The sequence below is a fragment of the Paenibacillus oralis genome, from assembly GCF_003863965.1.
In the GTDB taxonomy this organism is placed as follows: domain Bacteria; phylum Bacillota; class Bacilli; order Paenibacillales; family Paenibacillaceae; genus Fontibacillus; species Fontibacillus oralis.
The window spans coordinates 1,760,387-1,786,930 of sequence record NZ_RRCN01000001.1; the positions used below are offsets into that span (position 1 = coordinate 1,760,387).

General features: G+C 44.5%; 24 protein-coding genes and 4 pseudogenes. 9 read left to right on the plus strand and 19 right to left on the minus strand.

The genetic code is table 11. From position 1 onward, the window contains the following. Positions 1-186: 186 nt before the first annotated feature. Positions 187-267, plus strand: a pseudogene (locus EHV15_RS37250) (XkdX family protein); the annotation flags it as partial. 24 nt (positions 268-291) lie between these two features. On the opposite strand, the gene EHV15_RS37875 reads toward EHV15_RS37250, so the two are convergent. From EHV15_RS37875 to EHV15_RS08300, 4 genes and pseudogenes are all read right to left on the minus strand, one after another. Further along, on the minus strand, positions 292-426 hold the full coding sequence (locus tag EHV15_RS37875) for a hypothetical protein (RefSeq protein ID WP_281281608.1): 135 nt from the start codon (positions 424-426) through the stop codon (positions 292-294). Positions 427-457: 31 nt separating this feature from the next. Beyond that, positions 458-661: an S-layer homology domain-containing protein gene (locus tag EHV15_RS08295; protein WP_414859350.1), complete on the minus strand. Its 204-nt coding sequence runs from the start codon at positions 659-661 to the stop codon at positions 458-460. A 35-nt stretch (positions 662-696) separates the two neighbouring features. Continuing rightward, positions 697-759: pseudogene (locus tag EHV15_RS38260) on the minus strand (hypothetical protein); the annotation flags it as partial. Positions 760-1,981: 1,222 nt separating this feature from the next. Beyond that, positions 1,982-2,512 (minus strand): cupin domain-containing protein, encoded by a 531-nt coding sequence (locus tag EHV15_RS08300; protein ID WP_128630807.1) that lies wholly within the window; start codon positions 2,510-2,512, stop codon positions 1,982-1,984. A gap of 943 nt (positions 2,513-3,455) precedes the next feature. Here EHV15_RS08300 and EHV15_RS08305 point away from each other — a divergent pair. Further along, positions 3,456-3,686, plus strand: a complete 231-nt coding sequence (locus tag EHV15_RS08305; RefSeq protein WP_128630808.1) for a Rossmann-fold NAD(P)-binding domain-containing protein — start codon at positions 3,456-3,458, stop codon at positions 3,684-3,686. A gap of 424 nt (positions 3,687-4,110) precedes the next feature. On the opposite strand, the gene EHV15_RS38265 is transcribed toward EHV15_RS08305, so the two are convergent. Beyond that, a complete protein-coding gene (locus tag EHV15_RS38265; RefSeq protein ID WP_128630809.1) occupies positions 4,111-4,347 on the minus strand; it encodes a TetR/AcrR family transcriptional regulator in 237 nt (78 codons plus the stop codon). A 563-nt stretch (positions 4,348-4,910) separates the two neighbouring features. Here EHV15_RS38265 and EHV15_RS08315 point away from each other — a divergent pair. After that, positions 4,911-5,327, plus strand: a complete 417-nt coding sequence (locus tag EHV15_RS08315) for a hypothetical protein (protein WP_128630810.1) — start codon at positions 4,911-4,913, stop codon at positions 5,325-5,327. Between the two features lie 679 nt (positions 5,328-6,006). On the opposite strand, the gene EHV15_RS36420 is transcribed toward EHV15_RS08315, so the two are convergent. Further along, on the minus strand, positions 6,007-6,162 hold the full coding sequence (locus tag EHV15_RS36420) for a hypothetical protein (RefSeq protein WP_178075798.1): 156 nt from the start codon (positions 6,160-6,162) through the stop codon (positions 6,007-6,009). 444 nt (positions 6,163-6,606) lie between these two features. Here EHV15_RS36420 and EHV15_RS08320 point away from each other — a divergent pair, with 444 nt between their 5' ends. Beyond that, positions 6,607-8,181 carry a molybdopterin-dependent oxidoreductase gene (locus EHV15_RS08320; RefSeq protein WP_331848512.1) on the plus strand — a complete coding sequence of 525 codons (1,575 nt, stop codon included), beginning with the start codon at positions 6,607-6,609 and terminating at the stop codon, positions 8,179-8,181. Between the two features lie 2,021 nt (positions 8,182-10,202). Here the strand turns inward: EHV15_RS08320 and EHV15_RS08325 are convergent. The 6 genes from EHV15_RS08325 to EHV15_RS08345 all read right to left on the minus strand — a co-directional run bounded on the left by EHV15_RS08325 (position 10,203) and on the right by EHV15_RS08345 (position 13,521). After that, complete coding sequence (locus EHV15_RS08325; protein WP_128630811.1) at positions 10,203-10,559, minus strand: hypothetical protein; 357 nt, start codon at positions 10,557-10,559, stop codon at positions 10,203-10,205. 30 nt (positions 10,560-10,589) lie between these two features. Continuing rightward, a complete protein-coding gene (locus tag EHV15_RS08330; protein WP_128630812.1) occupies positions 10,590-11,225 on the minus strand; it encodes a hypothetical protein in 636 nt (211 codons plus the stop codon). A gap of 150 nt (positions 11,226-11,375) precedes the next feature. Beyond that, positions 11,376-11,651 (minus strand): hypothetical protein, encoded by a 276-nt coding sequence (locus EHV15_RS08335; protein ID WP_128630813.1) that lies wholly within the window; start codon positions 11,649-11,651, stop codon positions 11,376-11,378. A gap of 606 nt (positions 11,652-12,257) precedes the next feature. Next, on the minus strand, positions 12,258-12,422 hold the full coding sequence (locus EHV15_RS36425; RefSeq protein WP_178075799.1) for a hypothetical protein: 165 nt from the start codon (positions 12,420-12,422) through the stop codon (positions 12,258-12,260). After that, entirely contained in the window at positions 12,419-12,952 is a 534-nt protein-coding gene (locus tag EHV15_RS08340; RefSeq protein WP_128630814.1) for a hypothetical protein, read from the minus strand. Before EHV15_RS08340 ends, EHV15_RS36425 begins: the two co-directional genes overlap by 4 nt. A gap of 122 nt (positions 12,953-13,074) precedes the next feature. Next, positions 13,075-13,521: a hypothetical protein gene (locus EHV15_RS08345; protein WP_178075800.1), complete on the minus strand. Its 447-nt coding sequence runs from the start codon at positions 13,519-13,521 to the stop codon at positions 13,075-13,077. Positions 13,522-13,565: 44 nt separating this feature from the next. Between EHV15_RS08345 and EHV15_RS38270 the strand changes: the two genes are divergently transcribed. After that, positions 13,566-13,952, plus strand: coding sequence for an aminoglycoside phosphotransferase family protein (locus EHV15_RS38270; protein ID WP_128630815.1), 387 nt, complete (start codon positions 13,566-13,568; stop codon positions 13,950-13,952). Between the two features lie 761 nt (positions 13,953-14,713). Here the strand turns inward: EHV15_RS38270 and EHV15_RS08360 are convergent. The 5 genes and pseudogenes from EHV15_RS08360 to EHV15_RS08380 all read right to left on the minus strand — a co-directional run. Beyond that, positions 14,714-17,043, minus strand: a pseudogene (locus EHV15_RS08360) (xanthine dehydrogenase family protein molybdopterin-binding subunit). Positions 17,044-17,324: 281 nt separating this feature from the next. After that, entirely contained in the window at positions 17,325-17,798 is a 474-nt protein-coding gene (locus tag EHV15_RS38275; RefSeq protein ID WP_128630816.1) for a GerAB/ArcD/ProY family transporter, read from the minus strand. Continuing rightward, positions 17,776-18,195: a GerAB/ArcD/ProY family transporter gene (locus tag EHV15_RS08370; RefSeq protein WP_128630817.1), complete on the minus strand. Its 420-nt coding sequence runs from the start codon at positions 18,193-18,195 to the stop codon at positions 17,776-17,778. Before EHV15_RS08370 ends, EHV15_RS38275 begins: the two co-directional genes overlap by 23 nt. A gap of 254 nt (positions 18,196-18,449) precedes the next feature. Further along, positions 18,450-19,655 carry a Ger(x)C family spore germination protein gene (locus EHV15_RS08375; protein ID WP_128630818.1) on the minus strand — a complete coding sequence of 402 codons (1,206 nt, stop codon included), beginning with the start codon at positions 19,653-19,655 and terminating at the stop codon, positions 18,450-18,452. Positions 19,656-19,678: 23 nt separating this feature from the next. Further along, positions 19,679-21,052, minus strand: a pseudogene (locus tag EHV15_RS08380) (spore germination protein); the annotation flags it as partial. Between the two features lie 392 nt (positions 21,053-21,444). Here EHV15_RS08380 and EHV15_RS08385 point away from each other — a divergent pair. Together EHV15_RS08385 and EHV15_RS08390 are read left to right on the plus strand one after the other, a co-directional pair. Further along, a complete protein-coding gene (locus EHV15_RS08385) occupies positions 21,445-21,663 on the plus strand; it encodes a transposase (protein WP_128630820.1) in 219 nt (72 codons plus the stop codon). Between the two features lie 392 nt (positions 21,664-22,055). Beyond that, positions 22,056-22,385 (plus strand): DUF4046 domain-containing protein, encoded by a 330-nt coding sequence (locus EHV15_RS08390; protein WP_128630821.1) that lies wholly within the window; start codon positions 22,056-22,058, stop codon positions 22,383-22,385. Between the two features lie 639 nt (positions 22,386-23,024). Here EHV15_RS08390 and EHV15_RS08395 read toward each other — a convergent pair. Together EHV15_RS08395 and EHV15_RS08400 are read right to left on the minus strand one after the other, a co-directional pair. Next, positions 23,025-23,636, minus strand: coding sequence for a ParB N-terminal domain-containing protein (locus tag EHV15_RS08395; RefSeq protein WP_128630822.1), 612 nt, complete (start codon positions 23,634-23,636; stop codon positions 23,025-23,027). A 1,367-nt stretch (positions 23,637-25,003) separates the two neighbouring features. Next, on the minus strand, positions 25,004-25,213 hold the full coding sequence (locus EHV15_RS08400) for a hypothetical protein (protein WP_128630823.1): 210 nt from the start codon (positions 25,211-25,213) through the stop codon (positions 25,004-25,006). 365 nt (positions 25,214-25,578) lie between these two features. On the opposite strand from EHV15_RS08400, the gene EHV15_RS38030 reads away from it, so the two are divergent. Together EHV15_RS38030 and EHV15_RS08405 are read left to right on the plus strand one after the other, a co-directional pair. After that, a complete protein-coding gene (locus tag EHV15_RS38030; RefSeq protein ID WP_425464429.1) occupies positions 25,579-25,833 on the plus strand; it encodes a polysaccharide deacetylase family protein in 255 nt (84 codons plus the stop codon). Further along, positions 25,830-26,438 (plus strand): hypothetical protein, encoded by a 609-nt coding sequence (locus EHV15_RS08405; protein ID WP_128630824.1) that lies wholly within the window; start codon positions 25,830-25,832, stop codon positions 26,436-26,438. Before EHV15_RS38030 ends, EHV15_RS08405 begins: the two co-directional genes overlap by 4 nt. Positions 26,439-26,544: the final 106 nt, after the last annotated feature.

Genomic DNA, 26,544 nt, shown 5'->3' on the forward strand with positions numbered 1-26,544 from the left:
GCGGGCTAACATTACCCATTGAAAAAGATTATAACACTTAACTCTTTTCAGATGTTCGCAAACAAAGGAAAGCCCCCGATAGAATCGGGGGCAGACAGGCTGGCTATTCGTTGATTTTGATGTTTTCTATAGTATATCCCCCTGATAAGAACGTCACTTTACGAAAAAGGATGAGCCACAAAAGAGCAGCTCAAGAAATACGTGCAATTCGGTAAGATCACGCCGGCAGAATACGAGACGATTACCGGCGCACCGTACGTAGCCTAGCAGCAGTGCCCCGTATCAGCGGGGCTATTTTTTCTTATGACGTTTCTCAAATACAAATGCAAGTAAACGATCTAAATCAAGCCCAAGCTGAATTCCAATATCCTGGATGTCTAGTTCTAATGTAGTAGGGAGCTGATTATCAATTATCTTCTTCAGCATTAGCATTTACTCCTATCCTGCACTTATTTATTTATAGAATAAGCATAGTAATCGACCGCGACGCGATATCGCTTGGTTCCTGAACGTGTTCGCAGCCGTCACATTGCCTGGCAGTTTCCGCAGACGGCTGATTGATCGCAGCGGCTTCTTCGCGACTGATCGGCATGTTCGGGCGAAACGTACCGTCTCCATAACCCGTAAATATCGGACAAGCAGCGTCGCGAATTCCGCCCACGTAATCGGATCCATCGGCCTGATCCGACCGCCTTCGTCCCCTTGCAGGAAGCCTTGCGCAATGAACTGATTAATATACGGTTCCGCCCACGCGGCGATTGTTTCGTCCGGCGCTGCAAACGCTGCCTCTCATTCCTCTGGTATCCCCCCATCACCATTAGCATGATGAGGAAAATCGCGGTGATCCTTTTTGCTGTTCTGTTCATGGGCTCACAACCCATCCACCGCTTTTCTAATGACACATTTAGCTAAAATATAGCATAATGGATGAGCCCGTAGATGAAATGCAAAGAAAACTTTAACACTAGGCTCTTGTCAAATTCGCTAGCGGACAGAACAAAAAAATGGGTCTACAGCGTCAAGTAATGCCCCAACGCCATGACCCATTTTCTCTATTGGGTGAAGACTCCCCCATTACGCTATACAAATATTTCGCCTTATTTAGGTTACGGTTCTTCGTAACATCCATATAGCGAAATGAAGGACACCCGATCGGGTGTCCTTCGCAGATACTAGCTAAGTGATTCCAACAACGTCTTCAATTGTGAGTTAATCTTCAGCGCATTCAAGATGATCTGAAAACGCAGTTATATCGGTATAATTGGTATAACCCTCAAAACGCAAAAAATTGGAGGCTTATTGAGTTCTTGTTCTCCGTTAGGAGTTCAACTATCAGACTTTATTATGTATCACTACGCTCCACTACCAGCCTGCCAAAAAGTTGTGCGTCAGGCTGCTTTGTTCCTGCAACAGCTTACAATCAGCTCGCGCCGACCAAGTAAGTGCTGCCCAATAGCTCTATTGAAACCTTTAGACACCTACCCATGTATACAAAACCAAGTTGACTGATAATGACTCATTCCTCCTTAACATGCATCATCACTTCTGTATATTCGCCACGGAAAGTGCCACCCTCGATTACGGCTTGTGTAGATGATGTTTAATCCAGTTGGAGTCAATCCGAACGAAGGACAACATGAACGGAACCACCTGGTACGTTTTGCGCAGTGGGGATGTAACTATACGAGATTCAAAACCGCAGTGCAGTTTAGGCAACTGCGTTCAGACTGTCGGCAAATCCTTGGTTATCAGGTTTTGCTTGTTTAAGGAAATAGGAGCAGTGAAAAAGGTAGACGAAAACAAGAAGATCGCCCTAACCAGCCTAATGGCCAGGTGGTTGGCGATCTTCTTTACGTTCTGGCAGACAGCGGTCATCAACGCTTGCTCCAAGACCTTCTTCCTGCCCAGCAACCGACAATAGCAAAGCCCGTGGAGCTCTTTCTAAAGGGCGCAAATGCTTCCTTAGTGCACCTTTCTTTACTTAACCTTCCTCCTCTTGGGCTACTGCTTTCGTTTCGTGGATTGTACCAAACGGATGCTCCGGCGGGGCGTAGATCGAGTAAATTTTAAGGGGGGAATGACCTGTATTGGTTATATTGTGCCATTTTCCTGCAGGTATCATAATGGCATAGTCATCGAACGCCATAGCCTGAAAATCCAGGTTATCTCTGCTATCACCCATTTGAACAAGGCCCTGACCTTCTTCAATTCGAATAAACTGATCCGTTGTCGGATGGACTTCCAAACCGATGTCTTCACCAACATTAATACTCATCAAGGTTACTTGTAAATGCTTTCCTGTCCATAAAGCGGTGCGGTAATTGGTGTTTTGTTTGCTGGCTTGGTCAATATTCACGACTAATGGACTGGTTCCGTAGTCTTGTAATGGGATGGTTTCGTGTGGATTATTATTAACGTTGCTCCGGTTGAAATCGTACGGATTCTCATAGTTATACCAGTAGTATTGCATTGGATTTCGCCATTGATGCTGATAGTATGAATTAGGGTACATACTCATACTCCTCTCAGTGATTTTCTTATTGACCATGTATCCTATGCATCTACCCAGTTACAGGGAAGAAAAATGGGCAAAAGCCCACTCGTTAAAGAATAATCCCAAGTGAGTAATCTCATATGACCGACTTTCCTTCACAACCATCAGATATGCAAAAAAAGAGCTGCCCCTCTTGCTGCTTCCGCCAATTCGTCTCAGTTATAATGGTCCTTGAGCACTGTGCTCGGAAAAGGAATGCAAATTCCCCCTTTCATTATTCAAGGACTTGTTATGCTTACAAGCCTTGCCTTGGACAGTGTTTTGAAAACCTGTTTTATATACAAAGGTCAACTTGTACGGATTCGGGTTCTCAGAACCGGAGTAATCCCCAATATCACTTTATCGAAAATGCTTTCAAATACGTTACGGTCAAATGAGAATAAAATTTCATTCGTTTGAACACTTTGCGGAAACGTTTAAGCCGTTTTCCCATGTCGATTTCTTCTTGTGCAGATTGCTCTAACGGCTCCTTTTGTTCAAGTGATTCAGTAAGCGAAGTCTCCAGTCCTTCGAACTTCAGCTCGTAGGTAGCCCTGTCTATTTTTTCATTCAGACACATATCCATTAGCCTTGAACGCTTTAGCTCAAGAATAACTGAATGTTGATAACAAGTTTATTCAACCGTTTCTGATTGTTCTGATCACTGAATACGGACTCCACTTTTCATAAGTTCATCCAGTACGTCCGTATTATTACGACATACCGCCTCTCCTGAAGAGGAAAATCCCTTATAGATTTAACAACTAACATCTTATCGCACCTTTACGATTGGTTACAATGCATGTTCAGATTATAAGTTTCAAGAACTATGGGCAATTGAAAGTTCAGTTTACCTAACCGACAAGGAATCCTATAATGGGAGCTTATCATTACTTGCCCGGAATCCCTCACTTATGGCGATGTGGCCCAAGTCATTCGCAGCGTTACCGGCCTGGACGCCAAGCATATCCATATCACACCAGAGCAACTTACAGAGCGGCATAAGGCCTCCGGCTTGCCGGAAAGCTATGCCAAATACCTGGCCGGTATGGATGTCGGCATCCGCCTCAAAGGAATGGAGGATCACGTTACGGACACGTTACTTCGTGTAACGGGCGAGAGCCGCGTTCCCTTGAACAATTCATTTCGCTGAACAAGACATGGTTTTCAACGGATAACCAAAAAGCACCGCTTAGCTGCCTTGCATCGTCCGGAAGACGGACAGTACCATTTGCATGATGCCAAGCAGCTTCGGCTCATCCATTCCGAGCTTGGCTGACGTTATCAGAGCGATCCGCTCGTGAACGAGGAAACGGGCAAGGTCTCAGATGTTCACCTCGGTGCTTATTTCCCCTCCTGTCACCGCATGTTCCAGCATCGTGTAAAAGATCTGCTCCGACAGTTCGGTATTCGCCTGCAAATAAGCAGCCAGCTCCTCATGATGAGGGGCCTGCTCGATGCGCTGCTAATAATGAAGCATTGCAGGCGCTGTTCGGGGTCCATTAGGACCTTAATGATGGTAGTGAAGACAAGCTCCACCTTGTCAACCACCGTTCCAGGCCCTTCACAATGCTTCCTCAGCTCCTGATTCTCTGATCCATATAGTGCTTGACTGCTGCGAAAAACAACTCCCACTTCGTTCCATACGTATCGTATGTACTTTGACGGGCAATGCCCAGTCCAGTGATTAAATCCGGTAACCAGGTGCCTTCATAGCCGCGATTCCCAAAGATGTTGATAGCCTTATGAAGGATCTCATTCGTATCAAAGCCTTCGTTCTTGCCACGGTCCTCCCCCTTTCTCCAGTTATTCATATATGTAATTATACAATAATTGCGGGCGGACCCACTTTTTCTACTACCCTTTTGGGGAGTGAAGATTACTCTGATCAGTCAAAACTTACTAATTAATCTATATAGATTAAAGGTTTTTCAATAGCTCCTTCGCTTTAGTCTTTATGGCTGCAGTCACGCTCGGATGACTTGAGTTAATAGCTGCTTTTAGCATCTCCTTTTCCCACTTATTAGAGAAAATGATAGTTGTGTAGTTTATTCTGGTACCTGTGCACCAATTGACGACGCTTTTGGATTTGAAATCAATAACTTCTGGTCAAGTTGCCTTGTTCGAAGCAGTAGGCTGTTCAAAATATTTACGATAATCCTCGTAGTATAAAACAAAATTAGATAAACCCACTGAAGCTTTCGCCCGATCAAAATTCACCATATTTGTCCTCCATCCATTTTTATTTACATTTTTATCATCAGTCAATATTAGTTTCGGAGAATCTTAGATGTAAACCCCAAGTGAATTATGAAACTCAGTGATATTTTGAATTATAATATTTTCAATGAGATGATCTTGATCTAGGAGGTTTTAAATGTCAATGTCCAATAAAGATAAAATACTTTCTTCAATAACACATGCAACGTTATGTGATGATTGCTTATCAAACTCTGCTAATGTTAAGCCAAGACAAACAGTTTACTCTATTTGCCGCTCTCTTAGCAAAGCTTCAATAATCAAACGATATGAGGGAATATGCGAGCATTGCCATAAATCCAAAATAATAAATCAATTCCTCAACGAAGTAAAAACATCTGGCGAAAAACTGGACTCACTGCGGTCAGTAAAACTAAACAGCGAAAACACCCCGTGGTACTGGGAAGGCAATGTGCAAAGTAAAGTTGTAAGGTACCTTGTATTAAATGGATACACAATTCACAGTGTTGCGGATACAATATCCCGTTCATCAGGAAAAGATATCATTGCTTCAAAAAGTGGTAGCGAACTATAGATAAGTGTAAAGGGCTACCCACAAAAAAGCCAGCATAATCAGGCTCGTCACTGGTTTTCAAATGCAATCTTTGATCTCCTCCTCTACCACGACGAAAATCCTGAGGCTCAGCTAGGCATTGCTTTACCTGTTGGTTTTACTACTTACAAAAACTTGATACCCCGAATTAAATGGCTGAAAAAGTCCATGCCATTTCAAGTATTTTGGGTAGATGAATCCGGCAAAATACAAGTAGAATAGGCCTTAAAAGACCATTTGTAAATGAAAGTCAAAGGCCATCCGGTAAATGGTGGTCTTTTCTAAAATTGAACCAAGAATGATTTCTGTGGTGTAATCCCTTGTTCCGTCAAATAATCATGATATGCTGCAACAAGTTGCTGCTTGTGTAAAACACAATAAGCCCGCGCTGCTCCTTTGCGTTGGCTAAATTTTCTGAATTTATAACTATACTTGATTTTGGCTTGTTATTAACTGCAATTCGGATCCTTGCAAAAGCTAGTAAAATAATAAGTACGATCATCGAAGTTATAAACATATACATGAACATATTACTACTGTTATTATTTATATTTCTTATTATCAATAACAAAAACAGTGGAAACTGAGCTCCAAACAAGTAAAAGAAATAAAATATGAAGTATACCTTGGACACCCCCCAGTATATTGTTGCAATTGTTCTCTACTTAATAACCGCAGCTGCCTTTTGTAATTTCCCAAATGTTTTATAATAAACAAGTTCACCTTCGATATTTTGAGCCATTCTATTTGAAAATAAATATGTTATGAATAATGATGCGATCTTACCATCAGTAACCGTAAACTGGTTGGTATTCATATCAAAGTTTACTCCCACATGATAATTTCTGCAGAATGAAGAAATCGCCCTTTCGTTTCTCTTAACATAAGATTTCATTAGTATCGCCATTTATTCCACCGGACAAGCTTTATTAGAGGACTACTACACCATCGCAAAAATTGGCAGGGCCGGCCTGCATACTCATTTGCTTGATGCAAATACCCGGCTTTGTACAGCTACTACCGAATTGTGCTTTCTTCAATCATTTGGCGCGGACGGCAGTCCAACCTCCTTTGATGACATTGATGAAACTGACACGCTGATGTTGTTTGGACATAATGTAGCGGAAACAGGCACCGTTCTATTTGAACGGATGTGATTCTAAAAAATGGCTGGGTTGACAAAATCTTTATTGAAAAGCATACAGTTGGGTTTCAAGAAATGAAAGAATCCACAAATAATTGGACACCGGAGAAGACGTCGATGACAACAGGGATCCCGGTGGACATACTCCTCAATGCAGCACATAGATTAGGGAAAACGCCATCTCTTGTGACCACCACGCTGCAAGGAGTCTACCAAAGCGCCGATGCAACAACAGCTTGTGTTGCCATCAACAACATGCATTTGATTAGAGGTTTAATTGGCAAGCCAGGCTGCGGGCCATTCCATATGGCAGGACAACCCAGTTCGTCTGCCAACCGGACAGTTGGCGGAGTGGGGACATTTCCGGCTCATCGAAATCCAGCCAATCCATCCCATATAAAAGAGATCGCAAGGCTATGGAATGTCGATGAAGCGAAACTTCCGGTTGGACCGGAAAAAGGGATTGAGGAACAGATTGATTTGATGGAAATGGGCAGAATCGGCTTCTTTTGGAATATTGGTACCAACCCTATGGTTTCTCTACCAAACAGGCGCCGAGCCAGAGCAGCGTTTGAAAAAACATTCGTTGTGGTACAGGATCCTTTTTTAACGGAGACGGCAACTGTCGCGGATGTTTTACTTCCAGCAGCTTTATGGGGAGAGAAAGAGGGGGTCATGGAGAATGCGGATCGAACAATCAATTTATTAAGAAAAGCCGTCAACCCTCCTGGAGGCATAAGAACGGATTTCGAAATATTGTTGGATTTTGCAAACCGTATGGGCCTGAAGGACCGTGATGGACATCCGTTAATTGCTTACAAAACCACAGAAGAATGCTTTGAAGAGTGGAAGAAGGTCTCGCAGGGCCGGCCTTGTGATATGACCGGGATTACTTACGAGAAATTAGAAAGGTGCAACGGCCTCCGCTGGCCGGTCAATGATGAGCATCCTGAAGGTACAACCAGACTATATACGGATTTTAAATTTCCTACAGAAACGGAATACACCCAAAGCTTCACTAAACATCAATTCACAGGACGGCCTTTAACAAAAAAGGAATATGAAAAGAAAAATCCCAATGGCCGGGCAATCCTGTATCCAATCACCTATTTACCTCCGGCTGAGTCGCCTACGGAAAAGTATCCAATGTGGCTGACAACAGGACGGCTTGTTTGGCACTGGCACACAAGGACAAAGACTGCACGCTCGCCCTTTTTGCATATTGCTGCTCCCCGGGGGTATGTGGAAATTAATGAGGTAGATGCGCAGTTACTATCCCTTGTACCTGGAGAACTTGTGCGTATCTCCTCACCACGCGGATGGATTGAGGTCCCTGCAAGAATTGGAAATGTAGCACAAAAAGGATTAGTATTTGTTCCGTTTCACTTTGGCAGCTGGGAAGGACGGGAAGCGGCGAATGAGTTAACGGCTGACTTTACGGACCCATTATCCAAGCAGCCTTCATTTAAGCAATCAGCATGCAAAATTGAAAAAATGCGATCTCAGCATATCGTTACTGCTGAGGATACTTTACAATCGTTGGCCAATAAATACTGCATTTCTGTTGATGATTTGCAGAAAGCAAACCGATTAACTTCACCATACGATATTCAAATTGGAAAGTGTCTGGAGATACCGGTATCAACCATAAATGTGCCAATTCCACCGTATTTACCGGAGAGGAGAAGGTAACGTCCTGCCGTCGAAACGTCGGATATTGAACTAGACAGCCGATTTATGATCCATACCAATCCCTCAACTCAGATTCAAATGGTTTGCAGCTTAGAACGGAAATTTATGCAAACCATATCAGAATTAATCGAGACAACCTACTGGTCAAACTGCTTTTCGATAACAGCGGTCCATTACAATTTGCACATTAAAAACAACACAGAGGTAGTCCAGAACTTTATCGTCACGGACTACCTCTGATTTCTAAATTCATTAGCGATGCACTAATATAGCGTGTTTCAACTTCTTCCCTGTTGCTGTGTTTACCAGGGCATGAACAGATTCTGAGGATTGACCAAGTTTTATCGCAGCCGAAAACTTAACTTCTGTTTAATTGTTCCTTTTCCACTGAATTGAGGGGGGCTGCCTTCATTATTTCGAGTATGCTTTACGATACGGTTGATATTAATGATTTTATCGGCAAATTCTTCGACGTCGGGTTCAAATTCCAATTCCGTTTTACAGGTCGATAGTATCGCAGGAATTGACTTTTTGCATGATTCAGTTCGATCCTTGTTTTCTTTGAAAAGCTTCGATTACACCGTTCATGTATCGCTTATTCGTCGGTTGAGAGTTGGCCACTCGCGTCATAATAATTCCACTCCTCCCTGTAGTTCTTCAAACTAAGGTCTTTCATGATATTTGATGGATCAAATTTATTATATCTCCCAGCTCAAATCCCTAACCCTGCCAAAAGAGCCGTTTGCGGTTCTCTTCTTTGATTTACTATCGTTCGTGAATACCTTATCAATGTCCTCTGACAATTCCAGTCCCACCCTTCTTGCATCCGTACAGAAAATTCGTGTTACCTCAGTTATATCAAGCATCGACTGAATCAAGAAATAAAACAGAAAGAGTCCAGAGTCCCCACTCCATGGGTCTGTGTGAGGATTCGAATTAGTTGATATGAGTCATGAGTCCGGCGTAACCCTCAGTAGCATAATTATGTTTTGACCCTCCTGCTCGGTTTCCTTATTCCCGGTACTTTCCCCATACTTTATTAATGCCCGCATCTGAAAAAGCTCCCTCCAGGTTGCCGATATTCCGTTGCCCTCAATCATCGATATATCGTAATAAAACAAAAAGGCCGAAGATATCATCTCTTGGCCTTTTAATTCCTTGTAATGCTGATGTTACTAGACTTTATGTATTTTAAGCTCCTTGAACTGATGATGCATACCTCAGCCAAGTAAAATACTCCTTTGTAGTAACCAACCGAATGTCCCAGAGAGGAATCCACCGCTCAAATGATTGATCTAGGAACCCCGTTGGACGTAAAACGAATTGGATTTTGGCATGATGGCAGTAGATCGCCACCACTCTGCCGGCATATCCACCATAAGGATTTCCCGGTAGACCGATTTGAACAATTACCCAGTCACCTATATTCATTTACTATCTAGCACCTCTTCATCAACCGGCGATTGCTGCAGGATATCACGACTTCGATCATAAGCTGCTCGAAATCTTTACTGCTATAGTCTAAGATAGATTTTCAAACTACAATACTTTTAATAATGACCTGTTCGTACCTCCCTCGGGATTTATGCCTATTTCTCTTTCAAAGCAAGACTTAATTCATAAATATTATACATGTTAATTCTAGTTCTTGATATTGTAAGGTTGCTCAGTAAAAACAGCGGCAGACCAGGACTTCCTTTTGTGCCGATCAATACGACAATAATAACCAGATAGACAGTCATTATAAGGATTAAATTCCAGTGCTAAGGGTGTAAGTCAATCTGTTTTTATATGTAGTGGCCACTGCCCCCACTGTATCCCCTACCTGATATGATGACCCCTCTCCCTGAGATTTGGATACTGTCACAGTTTTAGGAGCCGTAAGAGCAAATGTAGGGTCCCCCATTCCATAACCAGGATCAGCATTAAAAATCGTTTGCGGAGAAGTAGATAAGAAGAGTCCCTGGCAAACAGACCGTGGACTGGGTCAATGTCTTGTCCACTGTTCACGTACACGTTTCCTATCCGAACTTCAACACTGGATACCGGATAGGATAACACATACGTCCCTTTTCCACCGGATGTTGGATCAGGTAGCTCAGGACTTTCAAAATCCCCACCTGATACTGTAAGTGTCCAACCAGCAGCTCGGCCAGAGTCATCCGTAACTCCGATATCTGTTGACACCGTGCTTCCTTTCCAATCCTTGCTGTTGATTTGCTTTGTATCAAATACGACCGGGCATTAAACTTCAACTCACCTCCGACCAAGCTAAACTGGCTTTCTGGAGTCTGAACATCCACCGGACCTGCAGACGCTGCCAAAGGGACTGAAAACAATAATGCTACACCGCACAGAAGCGAACTCATTTTCTTCATAATTCGAAATCCTCCCTTTTATTTACGCTTTTAATTTAATGTCATCTTTCCACTATTCTTTTTCACATGACGACCACCCCTTTCAGTGTCTTTCTTTTTAGATCGCCGCTTGAAGACAATTAGGATCAGAAGAAAAATAATGACTATAGCCAAAATATAAATCACAAAGATCGGCCAAGTACTGTTTTGATTGACGACGGTAACCATGCTTTGATCGGGCAGTGACTGCTGTGCCTTATTGACATCCGACTTATCCAAGTTAAAGTAGAGTGTCTTGGAGAAGACCCGGTCGTTCCACTGCCCTTTAAGGAGCACTTTATAATTACCTGCGGGCAAAAACTTATCTGTTATCAAGAATTCTCCTTCTGCTTCGGTTGAGCCATAGACAGAACCCATTTTCATCGAGCTGCCAAAAACTCGTTCGTTTTTATCCTGATCGAATACCTCGATATTAACGTCAGGCCTAGCAAGAATTGTTCCATCATCATTTTTCACAAAGCCAGACAGTCTTAGTAAACCATTGGCTAAATACTGATGATCAAGTCTGGAAAAAGATAAGACACTTTTAGCTAAAAACAGATTTGTAGTCTGAAATAATCTGGATCCCGATTTTAGTAGTGATATCCGTCGATAGAGACGAATTTCCGACATCCTGAACAATTGCATCGCCTTTGAACTCCTGCAAAGCGAAGTAGGAAATATATTGTCCGTATTTTACGTTCTCCGGTATTTTTACTTGGAAGGTGATATTTCTAGATTCGTTGGGCTTAAGGGTTACTTTTTAAGGCTGGACATCAACCCACTTCCCCGTAGTATTTAAAACCAATGCCCCCATTTAATGCGGGGATCACATCCGTAGGGTACAGATAAAAGGTTGATGCTTTTTGGGGGATCAGAATTCTTTACAGTAACGGTATACGTTTGCGCGGTTCCAGGTTTTACATGACTATGAAAGGATCCTGCAAGTGTCTCCGCTTGCTTATCTGTAATTGACATTGATAGATTCCAGCCATCCGCCAATACATTTTGAACTCCTGTGATGGCTAATATGGCTACTGCTAAAATCGCGGTTTTTAGAAAAGTAAATCTCAATGGTTTCGCCTACCTTTAGAGTTATTGCAGGATACCTTTCACCAGTAATTTGGGATGAATACCCTGCTAGCATAGGAACTACGATTTTTTTAGGTATATAGAAGTCCTGTCTCTCTCGAACGTTCATTAAATCAGAGCAACGCTATTAGCCCCGATCGAACACCTCCTTAACCCCCTCATTCACACATCTTCCAAAAGAGTTCTCTGTATTTTAATTTTAGCCAACACTTTCATTTTCGAGAAACAAACCCATTACGGACATCCCCTGTATATCAGTAGTTGTTTTAGCTCAAGAAACACGGTTGGCAATCTCGAGAAACCAGAAAAGAGCATTTCTGTGAAATGCTCTTTTTAATCAGTCTCTCCCAAGGGTCTCCCCAGTACATATCAAACGGAAGCGAAGAGCTATAAACCGATTCCTGATTGAAAAGCCTATTGCCGCTATATCATGCCATCTACCGTCGTTCTCGAAATGGTCAATGTTCACAGCGTATTAAGCCGGATCCATCAAAATAACAAAATAAGCGAGCCCCCAAGACAACGGGGGCTCGCTTTTTCACGTTTTTCGGTTTCCCAATAATCGGTTGAATTTGACCGGTGTTAAGTCTACTTATGAAGTGACTCCTTTTTTTCAGTAGTGCGGTTACGCAAATACTCCTGCATAAGACGATCACGTTCTTTACGTTCTTTCTCGTTATGAGGAGGGATTGCAAGAACACCATTCCCCAAATCAGCCATTTTCTCAAAAGCATCCATAATCTCTTTGCTCATTTGGCTTCACCCTTTCCAAAATAACGCTCAACAAGTTTATATGCTGCACTTGTCTCAATAGTCATTAAATGACCGCCGATTCTAATGGCGCCTAAAGTGTCTTCGTAATGGCTTATCAAGTTGGTTTTTGACGTGAATGCAATGACACCATCAAATCCCAGCTCAAAACTATGCTTGCAAGCGATCGCGAATAAATGAGCGCCTACACCAACAAACTCTTTTGTGACAGCCCCAATATTCCACGGGGCGCTTTCCACTAGAAAGACATCGACATACCCTTGGGTGATTTCAAAACTTATCAGTCCTTGGATTACGTCTGATCCTTCAACCCTAAGTTTGTAGACATGACGATTGGGGGCAGCATGTTCTATGCTCCAATCGAAGTTACCCCAACCATGCCTTTTTGTTAGCATCGGTAAATCCGACTTGCTTAATGGTTCGACGACTGTCTTATAATATTCCCCAGATTCCCGATGGATTAAACAAGGGGTTAATTCGTCAATTTCAATCTCGATTTCATGTCTACTCATTGATATCAACCTCACATCTAATTATACCATACCTGTGACGTCCATTGTTCAACAATAAAAACGCACCATCCCCAACTCAACACAAGTTGAGAAAAGTACAGATAAATTCGCGAATACAGCCATTAGACGATCATTTGCTTTCCCCAGCGGATCGAAACATTGCCGTCCTTATCTCTCTCTTTAACCATGAGCTGGTCGAGGAGATTAAAATGCACGCCATATTTGTCGTACAGTTCTTCATCATCAAGCTCCTGATTCTTCATAAACAGATTCAGACGCTCTTTGGCAAGGATGAGGCCTAGGAGATTGCTCTCGATGCTCGATTCATAGGTGACGAAATGAACTTCCTTGTCATTTTCGCTGTTAAAGCGAATAAAGCGGAAGTAATACTGGGACATCGAGGCATCGTTCCAACTGAGCTCAGCGATAATGACTTTGTCGATGAACCCTATATTCATGCTACTGCTCAGACTCTGCTGCGTGGACAAGAGAATGGCGTCCGGATGCTTCTGGAGCTCTTTCACGATCGCTTTCCGCTTTTGAACCGATACGCGGTCCCCAGTAATCACAAACAAAGGACGTTCTGGAAAGTTAAGGCGAATAGCCTCCGCGTATGCGGCAACTGCTTCCTTGTGGTTATGAGGGCCGGGGGGCGATTCATGTCCTAGATGCAGACGATGAATGGGGCGTGGCCCTGTTAGAAGGTGCCGACCCTGGCACACCGTTGTCATCAATTGAGGATGATGCGCGTGCGACGGGTCTCTTTTGCGAAGTATTTCCCCACCTTCATCTTCCTGCACCAACCGGTAGTCGGTACCCATCCATGAGGGAGCATTTTGCGGCAATCGAGCGATACCGTGAGCGATTCGAGGATGTGAATATTGCCGCGACACTGCCTAATAACTGGGTGGAAAATGCTGATGAATGTCTGTCGTATCTCATAACGACCACGAGTGAGAATCTCCTACTGTACTACACTTACGTTGGAGACTTTCAATGAAAGAGGTCTGAAAGAAATGTGTTAGATAAGTAAATAGGATCGAATATCTCCATTCCCTAAAAAAGGTAAGAAATAGACCGATTAGGATGACAAAGCTTCCCAGCACTTTGATTTGAAGAACGAAAGAGGGATAATCACTGGATTACATAATCATAGATCGAATTATATACTCATCTATGTCTTATGACCGCTATCTAACATCTAAATCTCCAAGTTTATATTCACAAAATTAGGATTTTGTACATATGTCTAACGAACATCCTATATTTGCTTGATCCATGGAAATCACTCACAATCGGGCCGGGCAAATAACGAAGCGCATGTTCAACCCTTGTTTTAATCGATAGCGCCGAATCGATCAACCCTTCCTCCATTGGCTTCGAACGAAAGGGATATCCACACACACCGCTAAGTGCGATTCGAATTTGATTTTCTTTGTGGATGGCCGCGAGAGAGACCAGGGGGTAGTCAACTTTCGAAAATCTTGTCTTTTTCAAGCTGATGAACGGAAGTCCAGCATCATGTTCAGCGACCAGGAATTGCACAATAAATTCATCGGTCGAGTTTCCAGTTCATTGCATTCGGGGATCCCTTTTAGGTCAATTACGGCATCGGCGGCAATTTGTCCTAACCTTGCCTGCTGATGAATTCCGTGCCACCTGCGAAATATAGCGTTCGCTTGTTATTTGCTTGGAGATCCAAGAATGTCTGAAGGGCCTCGTTAACAGAAGTCGGATTGTAATATTCGAAATCGAACGGAATCATGGATGTTCCCCCTTCAGGCTTTCCCAAATCAATTCCGGGAGCAGCGGTAGATGAGTTAATTCCGTTTGGGCAGCCACAGAAAGACTATTCGCAAGCGCCGCTGGCATCCCGATGACCCCGTATTCTCCAATCCCCCTTGCCCCGTAAGGTCCTTCCTTAAAAGGAGTTTCCACAAAATCGACTTTATATTGGGGCTGTTCGCCGAATCTCAACATTTTATAGGTGCGCAGTTGTGGGTTCAGTACCATCCCATCTTCGCTAAACGAGAGGGTTTCGCTGCAGGCGAAACTTAACCCCATATACATTCCACCCCTCATTTGTCCGATAGCTGCTTGGGGGTTAATCACTTGCCCGCATCGAGTACAGTAGCCGCCTTCATAATCCGATAGGTGTGATCCCGAGGATCATACTCGACCTCCACGGCTTGGGCACCAACCGCCCATTGGGGACCTGGTTTACCAAATCCGGTTTCGGGATTAAGCGGCGTTAAATGTTTGACAATATACGAGCCACGCCCGATAACTTCACCTTCAATCGAATTGCCATTCGGGTATTTATAACCCAGCGCAATGTCCTTTATATCGACCCAGAGATCGGGGCTGTCTTTTAGACATACTTTACCACCCGCAACTTCTAAATCATCCTCGGAACATTTGAGGACGATAGCGGCGATTCTGCGAAGTTGTGAAATCGCATCATCCGCGGCAGCGAGAACCGCCCGGCCTGCAAAATAGGTCCCGGTACTCGCAACTGTTTTCCATTGATGAGGATCGTATTGGGTATTAACGTCAATCGTGACATGGATTTTATTTATTTCTAGTTTCATCTTTTCCGCCACGATTTGCGCGAGAACGGTCTTGACGCCTTGCCCGAGTTCTAGAGCGGCAGTATTTACATTTATACTGCCGTCCTGGTTAAACGTAAGGATAGCTCCGGAACCCGCGTTTGGAGGCGTGCTTGACGTTTTCCAAATGCAGCTGATCCCCCTGGCTATTATCTTCCCATCTTTATGTTCAACCCGTTGCCCCCCGTCCCATTCGATCAACGATTTCAATCGTGCAATACTGGCCGGCAAATCACCCACATTACTTGCATTTAAAAGAACCTGGGTTGGCGTTGTATCCCCGGGACTGATCGCATTCTTCAATCTCAGTTCCAAGGGGTCCATATTCAGTTTCTTAGCTAGGATATCCATCGCTCTTTCCATGGCGAAGGTAAGTTCCGGGTGGCCAAATCCCCGGAACGATGTAGCATAGGGGTGATTGGTGTAAACACAATATGAATCACACCAAACATGGTCAATACGGTACGGGCCAGTACAATCGGCCGCAGCCGCCTTACTCACACCGACTCCCTCATCCGAGTAAGCCCCCCCATCAAACAGAAAACGATACTGTGCCGCGTTCAACCGCCCCTGTTTTGTCGCGACGAGCTTTACCCTAGCCTCAAGTCCGATATGAACAGGAGAAGTGATTAAGTCTTCCTCCCGGCTGTTTGCTATTTGCACCATTTGTCCGCCAACGGCTTTAGAAGCTAAATATGCTAGGAACTCAAGCTGCACAGCACCTTTTCCCCCAAAGGCTCCACCGACTAGCGGCGTATGCACCGTAATTTTGCCGATATCAATATGGAAAAATTGACTCAGCATTTTTCGGATGACATAGGGCCCCTGGCTTGCAGAATGTACAATAACGCGCCCATCTGCCATAATTTCTACCCTCACACAACGGGTCTCCAAAGCAGCGTGATCAGATGGCCCAAACGAAACATCCGTTTCGATCATAACATCGCTTTCGGACCATCCGGTTTCCATGTTCCCTTTACGGATTTTCGTGTGATTCGCAATATTGGTGCCAAAGACCGGGTAGACCCCTGTAATTTGGGGCTGACTCTTCCCCTCGTGCACCAAAGGCGCATGGCTTTGTAAAGCTTTACTCGGCGAATTGACGACGGGGAGTGCTTCATACTCCACATGGATGAGCTCTGCTGCTTTCTTTGCCTCGTGTTCCGTGTTGGCAACGACTATAGCGATTGGTTCACCGTAATACCTCACTTTACCAATAGCGAGCGGAGGTCGATCTGCCAAAAGCGGACCCACAGGATGTGGAAACGCATCACTGGTAAGTACCGCCTGCACCCCCGACGAACGCAAGGCATCGGATGTATCGATACATTTGATTTTGGCATGTGCTTGGCGACTCGTATGGAGCTTTGCATGTAACATCCCCGGCCTTGTTTGATCATGGGTAAACTTTGCCCTACCCGCAACCTTATCCTCCGTGTCCACTCTTGGCACACTTTGTCCTACAGATGTAAGGCTTTCCATACTCACCCTCCTCAAGATCATCATATAAAATATGACTTTTTCAAAATCAGACTTCCCGGATTACACTCTTTTCCGGATGGCATATCCGACAAGCAGCAATAAAGGCAGTAACACGCTGAACGTTACATCCAAATACGGCCAATAGTTAACTATGTGATTGTTGTAGTAGGCGATGTTTGGAGCGATCACAAGGGGGAGCACAATAAGGATCATACCTAATGGCAACAACAACATGCGAAAATCTTTAATTCTTAGCATCTGAGCTAGTCCCCGATTAAAGGCTAGAAATACACCATGATCTTAAAATAAAACGTAATGGTCCACATAAGGGCCAAGATGGCTTCAACCCTCTGAAAAAAATCCCCTATATTTATTCTCCTTGCCAAAGCGTACCCCGGGTATGCATATCGTGCGGATGGTACAGCACCGACGACTAGTATGGTCAAGACGGTCGTAATGATTAAAATGATCCCCCCTAATGTCGCCCCAAGCAGCATCCCCCGCCTCATCTCCTCTGCTCTGTTCATGCTTGGAAATAACATCATAAACAAGACCAATTCCATAAAAGGAAAGGCGGCGGCGGGGATCGCCCCCCGGAAGACAGGCTTAAGCCCCTGATCGAACACCGGCAGTATTTTGTGCATATCGGTCGCCGTGATAAGTGATACAACAAAAACGACGAATAGCAACATGAACCAGGGAAACAAGATCTCCGCAACACGGGTGAAGGTTTCAAGACCCAGCCTTGCCCCCATAATTGCTAGGAGAAGGATTAAAATGAATGACAACCGCTTCAATGGGGGTATCTGGCATGACCTGGGTTACGGTGAAATCCCCCAGCTCCCTTAGGTGTGCCCCCATCGAAAGTAAAGCGTATCCTAAAAACAGTGAAGAAATAACCGTCCCCACCCATCTTCCAAGAATACGCTCGTTTAATTCAACCAAGCCCAATTTGGGGTTGAACTTTCCTACGTAAACGAACAAAAGGATGACCAGCAAGCCAACCATTAAACCCAAAATGGTAGAAATCCATGCATCCTTCTTGGCTTCACCAGCGACAATCGCTGGCAAGACCAAAATAGAATCCCCCACGGTGGAGAATGTCGCCAATATGGCCAATTGGCGCGTGCTAATTTTGGCGGTTTCAGACATTTAAATCCCCCTTTACTTTAAAAACCTCATCAGAAAGTCGTTTATTGGTTTGTACACAATTTCCAGTAACACCAGAGGAGACGGCATCCTGGCATGTAATACCCAGGCAATGTCCAAAACCATACCCATCAGGAGTACAGTGAAGAACACCCAACATTCCTTGCGATACCCTTTTCGCCTAAGAGAAGGAACCTCAAAAACAAGGAAATCGCGGTGGCAACCGCAATAATTCCAAGAATCGAAACCATATGCGGCTATCCCTCCTGTCCCTCGGGGATCGAATTTCCTATCGTGCCCATGTTTCGGATAAAAACTTTAGTTTCCACTTTCACAGGAATGTCTGGATAGACTTCATCCCAGTTCTTCCTGATTTTTCGCCATGCTACCGGATCAGATCGATGAAGAGCTTCACCGAATCCAAAAATGTCACTCTTAAATTCATGTTGTGCTTTATCAAGTGCTGTTTTTATAATATCCTGCAATTCCGCCTCCCCTTTTTCCTGTAATGTATCGACCGTTTTCGGATCGGTAAGGTCGAGGGTACATTCGACATCGGCTACGTTTTCTTCCATCCGTAAGTCCACTTCGATAGAAGGTTTCCCGTTCCTGAAATGCCCGATGATTTTTGTTTTTGTGCGGATGACGTCTACCGCTAGGGTCCCCCCGCCCGGGCAGGCAAAATGCCCCGCTGTTTTTTCAACCCGATCCGTAATGTAGTTATACCCTTTGCTCTCCTTTTCGTTTAACCAACCGATCAGTTTGTCATCCCGGAAGACGGCTGTCTCCGCAAATTGCAAAATCGCTGGAGATTCCACAGACTCGACGTTTTTCTTCGTCCCCTCATCCCCGGTCTTCCCCCCTTTGATATCAGTCCCGGTAACCGCCAGCTGCCTCTCGTGGGTTAGAAGGTCATACGAAATCTCGTCCAATTTGATGACGGACGTGGGTGCCCAATATTTATCCAGTGTTCTCAGGCCCCCGCGAATTCGGTCAGCGGGGATTTTATCCATGTGCGTCAACACTTTGACAATGTCTCCCGCGCTGCCTTCTTTGCCAACAAGGGTGAAAAGATCTTCCTCACGAACCTCATGGTCCCTTATCAAAAAGTCAAGTGCAGAGCTAATTCCCTCCCTTGCCAGTTCTTCACCAATGACAATCACGCGGAGCTGGGCAAGGTAGACCTTTCGGGGCGAAATCGTCGTCATTTTTCGGATGGCCTCGGCCATCGTCTTTGCCGTCGTTGTGTAGACGGCCACTGGCGTTTCATATCCTCCCCCTTTTTTCGAAGCGACTTCGTTTGGGACCACAATTTGAACGCTCACCTGATACCGATTTCCCACCTTATCAATACCGATTGCCGAAGCTACAGCAAGTTCGTTTAACTCCCGGCGACTCCAACAGCCGGATAGGAATAAAGAAAGGCAAATCATCATCATCATCAAGGTCAAACCTTTCTTCATAAAAAACACCCCATTCAGAAGCGTTATTCTTTAGACTTTGGTGGTTCTGGTTCTGGCGTTCGTTCCCGGACGATATTTTTCTGATTCATTAAACGTGGACGAGTAAACATGGCCCACATGGGGACCCGAATTAAGGTATCCTTCAAATCACTGGGAATGAGCGGAGCGAATGGACTCATATAGGGAATCCCGAATGAGCGTAAACTGCATAAATGCAGTAATAAGGCGATGAAGCCCGCTATGATTCCGAGCAATCCAAAAGAAGCTGCTAATATCATAAACGGAAAACGTAGTATGCGTACGGGAATGGCCATATTGACAGAAGGAAACACGAAGTTTGAGATTGCCGTAATCGAGACGACAATGACCATCGCGGCAGACACCATCCCCGGGTCCACCGCAGCCGTTCCGACGACCAAAGTCCCTACAATGGATACCGCTTGTCCAACGGCTTTCGGCATCCGAATGCCGGCTTCTCGCAAAATTTCGAAGGTCACTTCCATCACCACTGCCGGAAACGGGACCCCCTCCCGCTGCGCCATCAAATTTGTCAACAAATCGGAAGGGATCATTTCCTGATGGAAAGTCGTGATTGCGATATAAAGAGAAGGGCTCAAGAGAGCAATAAAAAAACAGAGGAATCGCAGAATACGCAAAAGACTAGCAAGGTCCCAACGTTGATAGTAATCCTCTGCAGCTTGGAAAAACTGCGTGAATACGACGGGAACGATCAGAACAAACGGGGTTCCGTCAATCAAAATAGCGACCCTTCCCTCCAGCAAATCAGCAGCGACGACATCGGGGCGTTCGGTATTGTAAATCGTCGGGAATGGAGTGAACGTCTCATCCTGGATCATTTGTTCAATATAGCCACCTTCGAGGATGCCATCAATATCGATACGATCCAAACGTTCGCGCACCTCCTCCACGACCTTGTCATTGACAATGCCCTTGATGTACATCAGGGCTATATTTGTTTTCGTCACTTTACCGAGTTGCCTACTCTCCACCCATAGACGCGGATCTTTGATTCTCCGCCGAATCATAGCTGTACTCGTTCGGAGGTTCTCATTAAAGCTCTCCTTGGATCCGCGGATGACTGTTTCTGTACTGGCTTCTGTCACACCGCGATGTTCCCAGCCCTTCATTGAGATAACCAAGCCCAGTGTATATCCATCCAACAGGAGAATCGCATCACCGTATAATAGGGCGTCAAAGAAAGCATCAAAGTCACTAACATCCTTAACCTCTCCTACGGTAAGCGCTCTGCTTTTCAGAAAGAATAGTATGTTTTTCCCTTGTGAATCTGATTCTTCCCATTGAAAGTCCAGCATTAGCGTTTCCATGATGAAATTATTGATCGATTTCGAATCCGCTAACCCGACAAGCAGGCATACCCACTCCCAAAGGGGCCCCCGGCAACAGTGGCATTCCTAGCCCCAACATCCGTTCCGTCACGACATATACTGTCTCACTCCCTCCCATGATGGTACATGGAGAATGTATGCTGATATTCAGAAGATGACTGTGCAGTTTACCGTTGTTAGTCAATGACAGAACGCGGTATGAAACCAGTGAGTGTGAACCTGGTTCGAAGTAACAAAGCCAAGCGAATAGGCATATCATACATTGCTCCACTCTTGCAATTCCGTTACCGGCCCGTGAATTCGCCGAGAAAAGTGATCGACAGAGGGTGCCTATTTACCAAAATAAACTGGTGTGTAGCATTATTAGGGCTTCAAATGAATACTACTTTCGGAGGCTGCATCGACTGGAGGGGACTTTTGTTATGGCAAAGAAAGGGACAACATTTAATCGTTACAGCATGAAGATCAAAGAGGAGGCTGTACGACTTTATTTGGAGGAAGGGTTAGGATATAGAACCGTTGCTGAGCGGTTAGGTTTACGAAGCAAAACACAAGTCGAAGTGTGGGTAAAGCGACATCAGGAAGAGCGGTCGTTTGCTGATAAACGATCACACCCGCCAAACCTTAACTCCATCTTATAAAGGCCTAACGACTATAAAGGGTCGTTTCTTTCGGATACAAGGGAGACCTTATAGACAGGCTGCCCACAGTGTGCTCGATCAGTTTAACAACAAGATGATTGTTTGTGGTCCATGTCGGGCCGTATCCAAAATTCATACGATTCTTAAAGAACCAAAACGATCACCAAAAAATCGCTCTGGTATCTGGTCCCACAGGTACCAATCATCGAAACCTAAATAGCCTCCGTGTTAAGGGAGGCTATTTAGGGCCTGACTTTCCTTCAATGTTGTTATGAATAACGCAAGATAGTGTATTCAATTGCCGGTGAAAAGGTTCATAGTCCCCCGCTGTATGATAAATAAACCAAAAGGAGAAAATGATAATAAGACTTTTTTTAGAAGGGATTGAGGCAATGAACAGCTCAGAGGTGATTATGCTATTCCATGAAATCCAGCAAGGGACGAGAAAACGCTTTCCAAACCATTACTTTGTTGGTGAACCAGGAAAGCAGCATCTCGTTGAACTGACCAGGTATATCATTGAAGACCTTTTAAATATTCCCACCGAAAAAATCCCAAAGCAAATTACAGCAGAACTATTATGGAAAAACCGGTTAAATCCACCGGCCAAAATTCAAGGATTGAATTATACCGAACTGATTGAGCTTTCATATCCGGGCCAATTTTTCCCTTGGGATTTCAAACAAGTTTCCAACGGATACTGGATAGGAGAAAAGGGCTGACAACGAGCCATTAATACTGTTAAATATGTTATTGATGAAATCGAAAGGATCCCTATTTCTGATATTCCCCAACGGATCAATACCGGATTTTTTTAACGGAACCGGCTAATAGGTATTTTGGACACATTCGGTAGTTCCCCCTACCAGGTGGTAAATGCCCCTTTATCCCGGTGAATTTCAGCCATGGCAGTTCGCCAATGTGCCGTTGAATTGTTGGAAAGACGTAGAATATGTGCGACAAGGCATGGATCATCTTCTGTTTGTTGATTTGAAATTCCAAAGCTATGAGGAAGCTATTGCCAACATCAAAAGGGTGCATTTCTTCGAGTACCAACGGTCGGGTCTTTTCGTTGTCGCGTTTCACTCCAGATTAAAGAAAGTTAAAGATTGGATCACTTATCAAATGGATCATCGCTTTCAAATAGAGTAGAGGCGTGACGTGAGAGAAGGAGTGATCCTGTTTATGTAAGTCTTTTTACCTTTTTCTCCTGATGATGATAGCGGCATCAAGGGAGGGGTTCTGGCAAAACAGTTGGTACATCAAAGTCTGTGCTTTGGGGGAATTCAAGCATCATAAGTCAACAGCTAGGATTCCAAATAACACATGTTTCTGCCTCATGTGTTCGTAAGATTTGCCACTCATGACAACACGACAGGAATCCAAAAGGATGCCTCGCCCCTAGGCGGGATACTCGGAGTCCCCGCTGGCTTCATTCTTCCCCCATATAATCCTACGTCTGCCTCATCCAACCCGAGCCTTTTAGCTGCGAGGTACCGCGAGTACCCATCCCGAAGAACCCATCCATCGTTCCCTTTTTCGAGTAGAATCTTCTGATCAAATTCACCATGCTCCTCATAATATTCAACCGCACGCAGGATCTTCTCTTCCCTTGGTGGGAAGAATTCATACGGAATCTGTATGGAGTAAATCTTCATCGGGCTTTTAGGAAGACGCCTTTTGGGCGCGGCTACCGCTGGAGCTGCTGGAGAAATTGACCTGCCGACTACCTTCTGCTTTTCTTGGTTAGCAAAATCCGCTGCCTTTTTTGCTGCCAGGAACTCGACCTGAAACGCAATAATCCCCATATCATCACCTTCTAATACATTAAAGGACAAATCCAGGGTAATTTCACATTGGATCAGGACCCTTCCACCGATTAGTCCCAATTGTGCTGCTTTCGACTCCTGAGATACCTTATCGTACTGTTTTTTATCCAGGAGCACCGTAAACAGGATATCCTTACTCGGCATAGGTAGGCCCTCCGGCAGTGCTGCTCCTGTCCCCCATGTCGTTAAATCCAAACAATACCAATCTGTATTTTGATCTTGGGGGTTCTCAATCTTACGAACGCTCGAGACCTCACCCGTAATCGTGATTCTTGCGGCCATGGATCCCTCACCCATTCCTATCTAGGTTTCAATTCCCGCGGTAACCCCTCTCCCTTCTTCTCCTTTTAAGGCGGTCTAATCCCTTTCGCTTTCACTTTTGGGCTCACGTTCAATATTTTGTATTGCCTCCGCTAGTGCTCATCCGCTCATACATCTCAGAGATATTTATACGAAGTAAACAACACACAACTTCCGTAACTTAACCTGTTGTCGATTCGGAACTGCAGCAGTTTTCCTTCTAACATATTTACGCCTAGCCAAGTGTTGAATATGTCAACAGAACAGACCGGGAATGCACATGCCCATCCTTAGCCGGAGTGGGCTTGGTGGCAGGCTTCTTGGTCCTATGGCCTGTCATGGTCCGCTAAAACCCACCATGATTACACAACCATCTTCTATTTTCCCTCTTGTTGTACCAATCGGACGCTGGAATTCATAATGGGGTAAACGTTGGATGTCTAACAGTCCTGTTTAATCGAAACAAACTTATCCTAAATTGAATATGACCCAAGCCGCTCACGGCGGAATTTTGTAAAAGACGAAAGTTGAAGTTTTTGGCCCGTCACGAAAACAAAATGAGGGTACCTCTGCCCTGCAGGAATGGGTCTCGCCTCGCTTGACACAGGAAACTTGGCCGCGTAAGTCGATTACCTGCTAGGCACAAAAAATGAAACACCTTACCCTTTCCGGGATGGAACTATGTATGGCATTGATTAATTATTTAGGCTTTTTTTCGTTGGTAAGAAGATATCCCGTTTTCCGGCCGCTGCACCCGTCAATTGGGCATTGGGACCGGTTACACACATTAGGGTAAAAAGTGGCGCCTTCATCGGCTCCACTTTTTCAAAGCAGTTCTTCAGGCTCGTCCCCTCCTTGAATGTCCCTACAGGCTAGATATAAACTGGTCAAAGCAAAAACAAGCAACAGGAAAGCGGAAAGGTATGCAAGTTGCTTTACCATACTAACGGCTGGAAAGTCATGACGCTAATTTCAAACCTTTTCGGGGATGTAACGGAAAGGTCTACTACATAAAAAGCAGTGGCATTCTAGAACCTTTTGGTTCCAGAGTGCCACTGCTTTTTTAGAAGTGAGCGAGTTTTATTTCCTTTCTTTATAGTATGAAAAGTCCCACGGAGGCGAAAGTCAGGGGCATAGCGTTTTTTGCATTGATGTCTTTTATGAAGGCACTCCATCTTTTTCGGAGCCACCGAACGATCCGAGTCTTACCCTTAAGCGGCAGGCCCATCATTGGATTTAGTAGATGCCTCCTTTTCCCTTTCTTCCGCCATACCCTGAAAGTACTTCGCCCGTTCCAAATGGAAGCTACGCAGTTGTTCTTGATAATGTTGCATTTTCATATGCCATTCGTACATTTGCCGGTAATAAGTGGCATGGTCTTGCGTATACATCGGCATTGCATAGTGTACGAAATGATTCATTGAAATTCCTCCTTAAGAAGATGAACCAATTTTATATTTCCACATTAGTCTATGGAGAAATACCCATAATGCACACGGTGTTTGCCTAGGTGATGGGGGCCCCAGAAAAAAATACATTCGCCTCAAAGTTCGTTAGCCCCATACCTACTCGGTACCAGGGCTTTTAACTTTCACGATGACTGTCATTATACCCTCCTTTTTGAAGTGGGAACCAAAAAATGGCCTTGATGCCGGGGTATATTCCCAAAAGTGGATGGGGAGATTAACTGTGTTCAGAATTATATCAGCGAGGAGTCATTGACGATGAAATGCATTTGGTTCATTTCCTTTCTCGGGTTGTTCAACCGATTAGAGGCCCATCCCGAATGATTAGCGAGGGTCATATGGTGGGTAACCATTCTTTCAACCACGCGAATTCACCTAAATTAAGCGATGTTGATTTTCGGAATCAGGTCACGAAAACACACAAAGTCACAAGGCTCATATCGGGTTGGAGCGGCGAGTGCCTAACAAGCACCATTCAGGTGCTGCCTAATATCAAAAAACTGCGAAACGGCGGTGTTAGGCTGGTGATGACGATTCCTGAACTACTTGATCTTCCGGGGGGGTACTTAGTATGAAAAAATCACAAAGATTATGCGTCAGTACGATTATTTACGCCACACTGGTCCTTTTTTTCCTAACTCCTTTTTACCCCGTCTTGGCGGGGAAACCGTCACAAGAGGAGCAATTTCACGCCCATGAAAGTATAATTTACAACTTGATTGATCATGGTCTCGAGCCGCTGGAAAAACAGAAAATCCATATACGGATTGAACAGAGCGCTAAACTCAATAATGCTAAAAGCATCGACAATCTTTCGGCAACGATTTCAACCGCAGGGGAAGTATTTGGGGAAACGTCGGATTCTTTCTCTGGAATGAAAATCCCAGATGGATTTTCGCACGAAACTAGGGATGCAATGAAGGAAATCCACCTGTTTTTCACGATGGGTTTTAAGGCATTGGAACAAAGCATGGGCTACTTCTCGCAGTATCAGAAAAACCACGATCCCGCGATGCGTGCAGCATACAGCTTAAAATACCAGGAGGGATTCACCCTCATTGATGGGGGGTTAACTTGCCTTGAGACACTAAAACGGGGTCTGTTCCCGGAAGAATTTAAGAACGTTTGGGTTAAAGAACGGCTTTACAATTTGCGATCGAGGTCCATTCCAAATAAGTAGCCATCCGGAATGGACCTTATCTCCTCAAAATCCCCCCTATCCCTGTAAAATCGTGTTCCCAGTTAAATGGCCCGTCTGCTAACCCACGGTGGGCTTTTTATTTGGG

Bases quoted from the DNA above. Each gene is read 5' to 3' on its own strand.
- EHV15_RS08370 (WP_128630817.1), bottom strand. From the start codon at position 18,195: ATGTCTGAAACCGCCAAAATTAGCACGCGCCAATTGGCCATATTGGCG.
- EHV15_RS38275 (WP_128630816.1), bottom strand. From the start codon at position 17,798: ATGGGGGCAAGGCTGGGTCTTGAAACCTTCACCCGTGTTGCGGAGATC.
- EHV15_RS38265 (WP_128630809.1), bottom strand. From the start codon at position 4,347: ATGAATAACTGGAGAAAGGGGGAGGACCGTGGCAAGAACGAAGGCTTT.
- EHV15_RS08395 (WP_128630822.1), bottom strand. From the start codon at position 23,636: ATGCCGAGTAAGGATATCCTGTTTACGGTGCTCCTGGATAAAAAACAG.
- EHV15_RS36420 (WP_178075798.1), bottom strand. From the start codon at position 6,162: ATGAATACCAACCAGTTTACGGTTACTGATGGTAAGATCGCATCATTA.
- EHV15_RS38270 (WP_128630815.1), top strand. From the start codon at position 13,566: ATGCGGCAACTGCTTCCTTGTGGTTATGAGGGCCGGGGGGCGATTCAT.
- EHV15_RS08325 (WP_128630811.1), bottom strand. From the start codon at position 10,559: ATGAAGAAAATGAGTTCGCTTCTGTGCGGTGTAGCATTATTGTTTTCA.
- EHV15_RS08315 (WP_128630810.1), top strand. From the start codon at position 4,911: ATGTCAATGTCCAATAAAGATAAAATACTTTCTTCAATAACACATGCA.
- EHV15_RS08320 (WP_331848512.1), top strand. From the start codon at position 6,607: ATGACAACAGGGATCCCGGTGGACATACTCCTCAATGCAGCACATAGA.
- EHV15_RS08300 (WP_128630807.1), bottom strand. From the start codon at position 2,512: ATGTACCCTAATTCATACTATCAGCATCAATGGCGAAATCCAATGCAA.
- EHV15_RS36425 (WP_178075799.1), bottom strand. From the start codon at position 12,422: ATGAGCAAAGAGATTATGGATGCTTTTGAGAAAATGGCTGATTTGGGG.
- EHV15_RS08405 (WP_128630824.1), top strand. From the start codon at position 25,830: ATGAAAAAATCACAAAGATTATGCGTCAGTACGATTATTTACGCCACA.
- EHV15_RS08340 (WP_128630814.1), bottom strand. From the start codon at position 12,952: ATGAGTAGACATGAAATCGAGATTGAAATTGACGAATTAACCCCTTGT.
- EHV15_RS37875 (WP_281281608.1), bottom strand. From the start codon at position 426: ATGCTGAAGAAGATAATTGATAATCAGCTCCCTACTACATTAGAACTA.
- EHV15_RS08390 (WP_128630821.1), top strand. From the start codon at position 22,056: ATGAACAGCTCAGAGGTGATTATGCTATTCCATGAAATCCAGCAAGGG.
- EHV15_RS08400 (WP_128630823.1), bottom strand. From the start codon at position 25,213: ATGAATCATTTCGTACACTATGCAATGCCGATGTATACGCAAGACCAT.
- EHV15_RS08375 (WP_128630818.1), bottom strand. From the start codon at position 19,655: ATGAAGAAAGGTTTGACCTTGATGATGATGATGATTTGCCTTTCTTTA.
- EHV15_RS08385 (WP_128630820.1), top strand. From the start codon at position 21,445: ATGGCAAAGAAAGGGACAACATTTAATCGTTACAGCATGAAGATCAAA.
- EHV15_RS38030 (WP_425464429.1), top strand. From the start codon at position 25,579: ATGATTAGCGAGGGTCATATGGTGGGTAACCATTCTTTCAACCACGCG.
- EHV15_RS08330 (WP_128630812.1), bottom strand. From the start codon at position 11,225: ATGCAATTGTTCAGGATGTCGGAAATTCGTCTCTATCGACGGATATCA.